This is a genomic window from Pseudomonas sp. MD195_PC81_125 (assembly GCF_014060985.1).
Lineage (GTDB): Bacteria > Pseudomonadota > Gammaproteobacteria > Pseudomonadales > Pseudomonadaceae > Aquipseudomonas > Aquipseudomonas parakoreensis.
Genome location: NZ_JABULD010000055.1, coordinates 1 through 9,921 on the forward strand (window position 1 = coordinate 1; position 9,921 = coordinate 9,921).

The window sequence follows — 9,921 nt, forward strand, 5'->3', positions numbered from 1 at the left end:
GGGGTTTTGTTTTTTCAGGCCCCAAACTTTTCAGCAACACACCAGACACTTTGAGGAATCACGACATGAACTACGCCACTTATTACCGTTACGACACTTTTAGCGCCTGGCGATTTAGCAGCCTCCGCTCGGGACAGCCTGCCGCCTCCGATCGGTCACCCACAGGTGGCAAGCACACACACGCAGCCAATACGGCCAATTGTCGAACACCCAAGTAGGGCCGAGTGAGCGGGAAGCACCCGCCGCCAGCCCAGGAATCCTGAATATGAACTCGTCTGTTTCTGCTCTGCCACTGTCCACCCTCGATTCTGCCAACGAAGCGCTGACCCTGCGTCTGCCCAGCGCGTTGCAACTCAAACAGCAATTGCCCCTGAGCAATGCCCTCGCCCAGCAAGTCGCAGCCCATCGCCAGGCGGTCCGCGCGATTCTCAATGGCCCTTGCTCGATTCATGACCCGCGCTCCGCACTCGAATACGCCGAAAAGCTTTCCCGCCTCGCACATCAAGTCAGCGACGAGATGCTGCTGGTGATGCGCGCTTACGTCGAAAAACCACGGACCACCGTCGGCTGGAAAGGTCTGGCCTACGACCCGCATCTGGATGGCAGCGACGACATGGCTGCGGGCCTGACCCTGTCGCGCGAATTGATGATCGAGATGATCCGCCTGGGCTTGCCTGTCGCTACCGAACTCCTGCAGCCCATGGCTGCCGGCTACTTCGACGACCTGCTCAGTTGGGTTGCCATCGGTGCACGCACCACCGAATCGCAGATCCACCGGGAAATGGCCAGTGGTCTGAACATGCCCGTCGGCTTCAAGAACGGCACTGACGGCGGCGTCGCTGTAGCTGTCGATGCCATGCGCTCAGCAGCCCACCCGCATCGACACTTTGGTGTCGACAGCCAGGGGCACCCGGCGATCATTCAGACCCCGGGCAACCCTGACACACACATGGTGCTGCGTGGTGGCCATCACGGCCCGAACTACGGTCACGAAAGCATTGCCCAGGTCCGTGCCGACTTGAAACGCCTGAAGATTCCGGCGCGGATCATGGTTGACTGCAGCCACGCCAACAGCGGCAAGGATCCTCTGCGCCAGCCCGAGGTGTTCAATGCGGTGCTCGAACAGCGTCTGCAGGGGGATCGTTCCTTGATCGGGATGATGATTGAGTCCCACCTGTTCGAAGGCTGCCAGCCTCTAGGCCCCGCCCTGCGTTACGGCGTGTCGGTGACCGATGGTTGCCTTGGGTTCAGTGCGACAGAGCTGTTGCTATCGAACGCAGCCGAACGTCTTCGAGCCTGATGAGCTGAACAGCCTTTGCGGGATTGTCAAAATCCCGCAAAGCTGAATCATCGTTCAGCTTTCACCACAGGTTATGCCCGCACCCGGATACGGGTCACCTCAGAGGCCTGGCTGACATCATCCAGCCGTTCCACCGAATACGACACCTGCACCACAGTTTCCCGATGCTCTCGCCAGAAACGGTAAGGCACGATGAATACCACGGGCTGGCCTGCGGTTTCCCGGGTGATATCCCGATCATCGCGATGACTGAAATACTCACCATCACATTTCAAGTAAACCAGCTCCCCCTCCTCAGCCTGGGCATTGTCGATCACCACGGTAATGCCATCCTCGGCATCCACTACCTCCAGCTCGCCGTCTTGCGCCTCCAGTACCTGCGGAGCTGCAAGATCACCTCGCATCAAGGGTGCGATCAGAACGCGCAGTCTTGCAGACTGCCTTATCTGAGCCGAGCCTGACTCTACCCGGTAGCTGACGCTCACCTCGTGCATGCGATGTGGGGGCGATGCAATGCGCGGGTATCCAGAAAGACAGCGCTTCGCCCACAGCAAACTGTTCTACGAGCATTACATCATTGATCACCGGCAGTCCTTCGACACCTTGCCAGGACAGGATGACTCGGTCCCCGACAGCCATCCGGGCGTAAGGTCGCACGATCACGCCAGTCCCTTGCGGAACACGGTCCGGATCAAGCGTCCCACCCACCGTCTCTTCAAGGATCGGCGCCAGCAGATCGGGTTCCGGATCGCCCACATCCAGCTGCAAGCGCCTGGATGACAGCGGCTCCGGCAGCGCGACGCTGTACAGCGTCCAGAAAACCTCCAGTGAACCACGCTCCAGCGCTGCTATGTGCAATCCCTTCACGACAAAGACAAGTTCCTGCCCCACCTGGCCTTCACTGACCGTGCGAGTGATTTCGTGGATGTAGGACAAGCCTTCGTCATCCAGCCCTTGCCAGTGCAGCACAAGTTTGTCGCCGCACACCATGTTCGGGTAAGGCGCAACCCTGACGAATGCCTGGTTCAGTGTGGGATCAAGCATTCCGCCCTCCATAACTTCAATCATGGGCGCAGGCAGCCACGAGACTGGATCGGGTGCCGGTGCAGACGCAGGTCGATAGCAGAACTCGAAGTTCTCGCCGTCCACCTTCAAACTCAGAAGACCGCGTCCACCGGAGTCATCCGCTACGGGAGAGGTATTTGACGCGGTCGCCACAGAGGCGTCGCCGTTGACTTCGTATATAGACATTCGTAGCTCCATTCCTTGGATAAAACGCCGCCATGAAGGCAGCGTCGAACGAACGCCATTGAACACCATTCAGCAATCGCCAGAAGTCAGCACAATGCCTCCCATCAGCAGGGTAAATGCACCGCATGACGTAGGCATACGAAGCAGAATCAAGCGATACCGCTCAAAAGATTGCCAAATGTTCCGACTACCCCCTCAAGCAGAAGCGAATATTCGTACCGCTTTTAGTCCAGTTTCCTTTCAGTACCGAGGAGCTTTCAGACATCGCCGACCCGCAGGCCTGTTTTACAGTGGCACGCACCAACCACTGACAAGCATCTGCAGAAAGAGGCAGAAACATGCAACGGAATGCGACAACCCGCTACCCCATCCTTTTGGTCCATGGCCTGTTCGGGTTTGACCGTATCGGCCATTTCGAGCTTTTTCATGATGTCAAGCAAGCGCTGAGGGAAGCAGGCGGCCAAGTGTTTGTGCCGCAGCTGTCTGCGACCCATGACAACGAAGTACGCGGCCAGCAATTGATGTTCCAGATCGAAAGCGTTCTGCGAGGAACAGGAGCCGGCAAGGTCAACCTGATCGGGCATAGCCAGGGCGCGCTGGCGTGCCGTTACGCCGCTGCGCTGGCACCGGAGAAAGTCGCCTCGGTCACGTCGGTAAGTGGCCCCAATCACGGTTCGGAACTGGCTGACGCCTTACGCCAGGCCCTGATACCAGGTGGTCTGCCGGAACAGGTGGCGGAGCACGCTGCAACACAGTTTGCCCGCTTCCTCTCGCTGCTCAGCGGGCAACCGGGCCTGCCGCAGAACGCTGTCGCCGCACTCAATGCCCTGACGACCGCAGGTGTTGGGCAATTCAACAGAAAGTATCCGCAAGGTCTGCCTTCCAGCTGGGGCGGCCAGGGTGCGGAGCGGGTCAATGACGTTCACTACTATTCCTGGAGCGGCACGCTGCAGGACAACTTATTGCAGGCACTTGATCCGGTGCATATCGTCTGCCGGAGATTATCAGAGCATTTTGTCGCTGAGGCCGGACAGAACGATGGCTTCGTGGGACGCTACAGTTCCCATCTGGGCCGGGTCATCCGCTCCGACTATCCTTTCAGCCACCTTGCAGTCTGCGTCGCACCGACGGAGGGAAAAAAACCGGCCAGGATCCGATCGCCCTCTACGTCGAGCATGCTGCTCGCCTGCGGGCTGCGCAGCTGTAAGCGTGCGCCAACGCACCGAGCGGAACTTTGCCGAGAAATCGCTTACTGATTCCGGTAGGCTCCACACTTTACTGAAATAGATTGGAGATTTTCCCCATGGCTAAAGCCACTGCCCGCCACATCCTGGTTTCCAGCGAAGACAAGTGCAACGAACTCAAGGCCCAGATCGAAGGCGGTGCTGATTTCGCCGAAGTCGCCAAGGCCAACTCCACCTGTCCGTCCAGTCGTCAGGGCGGCGACCTGGGTTCGTTCGGTCCTGGCCAGATGGTCAAGGAGTTCGACACCGTGGTCTTCAGCGCGCCGATCAACGTCGTGCAAGGCCCGGTGAAGACCCAGTTCGGTTATCACTTGCTCGAAGTCACCAGCCGCCAGGACTGATCCGTCGCCTGATTGCTGCCCCAACGGCCCGCCTTCTGGTGGGCCGTTGTGTTTTGGTTACAGGATACGGCTGGCGACTGACGCGCCGCTCGCGTACAAATTGCGCTTATCGATCACCCGGCTTTAAGGCTGACAATGCGACTGGCTTTCCCTTCTCTGCTGTTCACTGCCGTGGCCCTGTTGTTGGGCGCCGCCGGTGTGGACGCCACCCCGCAACACGCGTTGACCGTCTATGGCGAACCGGCCAAATACCCGGCCGGTTTCAGCCACTTCGACTACACCAACCCGCAGGCGCCCAAGGGCGGCACCATGCGCCGCTCGGCGATAGAGATCGGGCATTTCGATCACATCCTGCCTTATATCGATAAGGGCATCGGCGTCACCCAGATTGACGGCATGCTCTATTCGCCGTTGGCCCAGCGTTCGATGGACGAGCCTTACACCGTCTATGGCCTGGTGGCACAAAAAAATGGAACGTTCAGAGGACGGCCTGTCCCTGCGCTTTTTCATCAACCCCCAAGCGCGTTTCGCCGACGGCACGCCGATCACTGCCGAAGACGTGCGCTACACCTATGACTTGCTGATGACCCAGGGCAGCCTGCGCTATCGCACGCAGTTCGCCGATGTCAAAGGTGTCGAAGTGGAAGCGCCGCTGACCGTGCGCTTCGACTTCAAGAGCAACGAGAACCGCACCTTGCCGCTGGACATCGCCACCCTGCCGGTGTTTCCCGAGCATTGGTGGAAAACCCGCGACTTCGCCGGTGGCGGCGGCTATGAACCGCCGCTGGGCAGCGGCCCGTATCGGGTGGGCAAGGTCGACTCCGGGCGCAGCATCACATTCGAGCGCAATCCCGACTGGTGGGGCAAGGACCTGCCGGTCAGTCGCGGCCTGTACAACTTCGATCACTTCAGCATCGAGTATTTCGGCGACACCGATGTCGCACGCCAGGTGCTGCGCGGCGGCGCCTATGATTACAATCGCGAGTTTTCCGCCACCGGCTATTCGATCGGTTACGACAGCCCGGCGCTGAGTGACGGCCGCTTGCAGAAAGCCCACCTGGCCACCGAGGCCCCGCAATCGGCACAGGGCTTCGTGTTTAACCTGCAGAAACCGATGTTCCAGGATCGTCGGGTGCGTCAGGCACTGGCGATGCTCTGGGATTTCGAGTGGAGCAACCGGCAGATGATGCGCAACATGTACATCCGCCAGCAGAGCTATTTCTCCAACACCGCCCTGGCCGCCCGCGAGCTGCCGGATGCGGCGGAGCTGAAAATCCTTGAGCCGCTGCGCGGGCAGGTTCCCGACGAGGTCTTCACCCAGGTCTTCGAGGCGCCGAAAACCGACGGTAGCGGCTTGATCCGCGATAAACAGTTGCAGGCTCTGGAGTTGCTCGAACAGGCAGGCTGGAAACCCGATGGCGACCAACTGGTCAACGCCGAGGGCGAACCGCTGAGTTTCACCTTTCTGGTCAGCCAGAACGGCATGGATCGCCTGCTGCTGCCTTACAAACGCACGCTGAAACAGATCGGCATCGACCTGAATATCCGCCGCATCGACTCCTCGCAATACGTCAATCGCCTGATGAGCCGTGACTACGACATGATCGTCACCGGCTACCCGGTCAGCACATCTCCGGGTGGCGAGTTGCTCAACTACTTCGGCTCGATTTCGGCCAACGACCCCGGCGCCAATAACTACATGGTGCTGAAGAATCCCGCGGTCGACACCTTGATCAACGGCCTGATCCTCGCCTCGACCCAGAGTGACATGCTGCACTACGCCCACGCCCTGGATCGGGTGTTGCAGTGGAACTACTACTGGATTCCCAACTATTACCCGCCGGGCACCTCCACCGTCTGGTGGAATCGATTCGGCATGCCGGCGACACAAGCCAGCAATGACGAAGCCATCGAGAGTTGGTGGGAAATCAGCAGCACGCCGCTGACCAACCAGCAGATGACCGCCGAAAAAATCGGTCGTGGCAGACCCGGAGGACCGCACTGATGTGGGCTTACATTCTGCGGCGCTTGCTGCTGATCATTCCGACGCTGGTGATCATCCTGCTGGTGAATTTCGTGATCATCCAGGCGGCCCCCGGCGGCCCGGTCGAACAGGCCATCGCCCATCTGCAAGGCATCGGCGGAGCGAGCGTCGGCGGCAGTGCCAGCGAGACCATGAGCAGCACTTCGCGTGCCAGCCGTGGCCTCGACCCGCAACTGATCAAGGACATCGAAAAACAGTACGGTTTCGACAAGCCGGCGCATGAACGCTTGTGGCTGATGCTGAAGAACTACGCGCAGCTGGACTTCGGCAAAAGCTTTTTCCGCGGCGCCACCGTCACCGATCTGATTCTGGAAAAAATGCCGGTGACCATTTCCCTCGGCCTGTGGGCGACACTGATCACCTATCTGGTGTCGATCCCGCTGGGCATTCGCAAAGCGGTGCATCACGGCAGCCATTTCGATATCTGGAGCAGCACCGCGATCATCATCGGCTATGCGATGCCGGCGTTTCTGTTTGCGATGTTTCTGATCGTGGTGTTTGCCGGCGGCACCTCGCTGAACTGGTTTCCGGTGCGCGGACTGGTCTCGGACAACTTCGAATCGCTGTCGACCCTGGGCAAGATTGCCGATTACTTCTGGCACCTGGTGTTGCCGGTGACGGCGCTGGTGATCGGCGGTTTCGCCACGCTGACGATCCTCACCAAGAACTCGTTCCTCAATGAAATAACCCGCCAGTATGTGGTCACCGCCCGCGCCAAAGGCCTGAGCGAGCGCCGCGTGCTCTACGGTCACGTGTTTCGCAACGCGATGCTGCTGGTGGTCTCGGGGATTCCACAGGCGTTCATCAGTGTGTTCTTTGCCGGATCGCTGCTGATCGAAGTGATCTTCTCCCTCGACGGCCTCGGCCGCATGAGTTACGAAGCGGCGGTTTCCCGAGACTACCCGGTCGTATTCGGTTCGCTGTTCATCTTCACCCTGTTCGGCCTCTTGATAAAACTGATCGGCGACCTGTGCTACACCCTGGTCGATCCGCGTATCGACTTCGCCGCGAGGAACGCCTGATGTTCAAGCTCTCGCCCCTGGGCCGACGTCGTTTCGCACGCTTCAAGAAAAACCGCCGAGGCTGGTGGTCGCTGTGGCTGTTCATCGGACTGTTCGTGGTAACGCTGGGCGGTGAACTGATCGCCAACGACAAACCGTTGGTGGTCAGCTATCAGGGCCAGCTCTACTTCCCGGTGTTCAAGCGTTACACCGAGCAGGAATTTGGCGGCCAGCTGCCGTTCCAGGCCGATTATCGCAGTGATTACGTGCAGAACCTGATCCGCAAGGACGGTGGCTGGCTGCTGTTTCCGCCGATTCCGTTCAGCGACGACACGCCCAACTACGACCTCAATCAACCTGCGCCGAGCCCGCCTTCCAAGGTCAACTGGCTGGGCACTGACGATCAAGCGCGCGATGTGTTGGCGCGGGTGATTTTCGGCGCCCGGGTGTCGATCCTGTTTGCCTTGATGCTCACCGCCATCAGTGCACTGATCGGGATTGCCGCCGGGGCCCTGCAAGGCTATTACGGCGGCTGGGTCGATTTGCTCGGGCAACGCCTGCTGGAAGTCTGGACCGGGTTACCGGTGTTGTATCTGCTGATTATCCTGTCGGGTTTCGTCGAGCCGAATTTCTGGTGGCTGCTGGGGATCATGGCGCTGTTTTCCTGGCTGGCGCTGGTGGATGTGGTGCGCGCCGAGTTCCTGCGCGGGCGCAACCTGGAATACGTCAAAGCCGCTCGCGCCCTGGGCCTGAGCGACCGCAAGGTGATTGTCCGGCACATCCTGCCCAATGCGATGAACGCAACGCTGAGTTACCTGCCGTTCATTCTGACCGGAGCGATTTCCACCCTCACCGCCCTCGACTTCCTTGGTTTCGGCATGCCCGCCGGCAGCGCTTCGCTGGGCGAACTGATCGGTCAGGGCAAACAGAACCTGCAAGCACCGTGGCTCGGGCTGACGGCGTTTTTCACCCTGGCGCTGATTCTTTCTTTACTGGTGTTCATCGGCGAAGCGTTACGTGACGCGTTCGACCCTCGATCCTGAAGTGTGACCATGACTGATAACCTGATCGAAATCCGTGACCTCAATGTCGCCTTCCATGGCCAGCCGGCAGTGCGCAACCTGTGCCTGGACATTCGCCCCGGCGAGTGCCTGGCACTGGTAGGTGAATCGGGCTCGGGCAAGTCGGTGACCGCACATTCGATTCTGCAATTGCTCCCCGAAAGTGATGCGCAAACCACTGGCAGCATTCGCTATCGCGGCCAGGAACTGCTCGGTGCCGATCCGAAGGTGCTGCGGGAACTGCGCGGCAACCGCATCGCGATGATCTTCCAGGAACCGATGACCTCGCTCAATCCGCTGCACACCATTGAAAAACAGATCGGCGAAACGCTGCTGGTGCATCGCGGCCTGGGCGGTAAAGCAGCGCAACTACGCATTCTGGAACTGCTGGAACTGGTGGGTATTCAAAAACCCAAAGAGCGCCTCAAAGCCTATCCGCATCAGCTGTCCGGTGGTCAGCGGCAACGGGTGATGATCGCCATGGCCCTGGCCTGCGAGCCGGAACTGCTGATTGCCGACGAGCCAACCACGGCACTGGATGTGACGGTGCAGCGCAAGATCCTGCTGCTGCTCAAATCCTTGCAGCAGCGCTTGGGCATGTCGCTGCTGCTGATCAGTCACGACCTCAATCTGGTGCGCAGCATCGCGCAACGGGTGTGCGTGATGAAGGCGGGTGAAATCGTCGAGCAGGCGCCGTGCGAAACCCTGTTTACCGAGCCAAAACATCCTTACAGCTGTGTGTTGCTCAACGCCGAGCCGGAAGGCGAAGCCCTGCCCCGGGACGAACGCGAGAACGTGCTGGAGGTGGATTATCTGCGCGTCGAGTTCGTCGTCGGTGGCGGGCTGTTCCAGCGCAAGCAATACCTGCGTGCAGTGGACGGCATCAGCCTGAATATCCAGCGCGGCAAGACCCTGGGCATTGTCGGCGAATCCGGCTCGGGTAAATCGACCCTGGGCCAGGCGATTCTGCGGCTGCTCGATTCCGAGGGCAGCATTCGCTTTCAGGGCACCGCCCTTGATGGCCTCGACCAGAAGCAGTTGCGGCCGTGGCGCCGGCAGATGCAGGTAGTGTTCCAGGACCCGCTTCGGCAGTCTCAGCCCACGGATGTCGGTGGCGCAGATCATCAGCGAGGGGCTGGAGGTGCATTGTCAGTCCAGCGCCGAAGAGTGCGATGCCCAGGTGATCCGCGTGCTCAAGGAAGTAGGTCTCGATCCGGAAAGTCGTCATCGCTATCCGCACGAATTTTCCGGCGGTCAACGCCAGCGCATCGCTATCGCCCGGGCCCTGGTGCTGAAGCCGGCGCTGATCCTGCTCGATGAGCCGACCTCGGCGCTCGATCGGACCGTACAGAAGCAGGTGGTCGCCCTGCTCCGCGACCTTCAGGAAAAACACGGCCTGACCTACCTGTTCATCAGTCACGATCTGGCGGTGGTACGGGCGCTGGCGCACGACATGATCGTGATCAAGGACGGCAAGGTGGTCGAGCGCGGCGCCAGTCACGAAGTGTTTCGACTCACCGCAGCACCCTTACACCAAAGAGCTGTTGGCAGCGGCGCATCCGGGGTAGGCATAATCGGCGCTTGCCTTGATACCGGGTCGCGACCTTCGCTGGCAAGCCAGCTCCCACAGGGATTCGGGTTGTACCCAAATATGGGGTACCCCAGAGAAACCTGTGGGA

General features: G+C 59.9%; 6 protein-coding genes and 3 pseudogenes. 7 read left to right on the plus strand and 2 right to left on the minus strand.

Annotated features, from left to right (window positions below):
• Positions 1-265 precede the first annotated feature (265 nt).
• A complete protein-coding gene (locus tag HT737_RS02880; RefSeq protein ID WP_182401380.1) occupies positions 266-1,300 on the plus strand; it encodes a 3-deoxy-7-phosphoheptulonate synthase in 1,035 nt (344 codons plus the stop codon).
• 71 nt (positions 1,301-1,371) lie between these two features.
• Here HT737_RS02880 and HT737_RS31635 read toward each other — a convergent pair whose 3' ends face one another.
• Together HT737_RS31635 and HT737_RS02885 are read right to left on the minus strand one after the other, a co-directional pair.
• On the minus strand, positions 1,372-1,704 hold the full coding sequence (locus HT737_RS31635) for a hypothetical protein (protein ID WP_306287151.1): 333 nt from the start codon (positions 1,702-1,704) through the stop codon (positions 1,372-1,374).
• Positions 1,694-2,551 (minus strand): hypothetical protein, encoded by an 858-nt coding sequence (locus HT737_RS02885; protein WP_306287152.1) that lies wholly within the window; start codon positions 2,549-2,551, stop codon positions 1,694-1,696. The genes HT737_RS31635 and HT737_RS02885 overlap by 11 nt, the downstream gene beginning before the upstream one ends.
• 338 nt (positions 2,552-2,889) lie before the next feature.
• Here HT737_RS02885 and HT737_RS02890 point away from each other — a divergent pair.
• From HT737_RS02890 to HT737_RS02915, 6 genes and pseudogenes are all read left to right on the plus strand, one after another.
• Positions 2,890-3,758, plus strand: a pseudogene (locus HT737_RS02890) (esterase/lipase family protein).
• Positions 3,759-3,854: 96 nt separating this feature from the next.
• The gene (locus HT737_RS02895; protein WP_007912303.1) at positions 3,855-4,136 is read left to right on the plus strand and encodes a peptidylprolyl isomerase; all 282 of its coding nucleotides are present in this window, start codon (positions 3,855-3,857) and stop codon (positions 4,134-4,136) included.
• Positions 4,137-4,271: 135 nt separating this feature from the next.
• Positions 4,272-6,141 (plus strand): annotated as a pseudogene (locus HT737_RS02900) (extracellular solute-binding protein).
• Complete coding sequence (locus tag HT737_RS02905; RefSeq protein ID WP_131671746.1) at positions 6,141-7,202, plus strand: microcin C ABC transporter permease YejB; 1,062 nt, start codon at positions 6,141-6,143, stop codon at positions 7,200-7,202. The pseudogene HT737_RS02900 and the gene HT737_RS02905 overlap by 1 nt, the downstream one beginning before the upstream one ends.
• The gene (locus HT737_RS02910) at positions 7,202-8,224 is read left to right on the plus strand and encodes an ABC transporter permease (protein ID WP_041064553.1); all 1,023 of its coding nucleotides are present in this window, start codon (positions 7,202-7,204) and stop codon (positions 8,222-8,224) included. The genes HT737_RS02905 and HT737_RS02910 overlap by 1 nt, the downstream gene beginning before the upstream one ends.
• A 9-nt stretch (positions 8,225-8,233) precedes the next feature.
• Positions 8,234-9,810 (plus strand): annotated as a pseudogene (locus tag HT737_RS02915) (ABC transporter ATP-binding protein).
• Positions 9,811-9,921 lie beyond the last annotated feature (111 nt).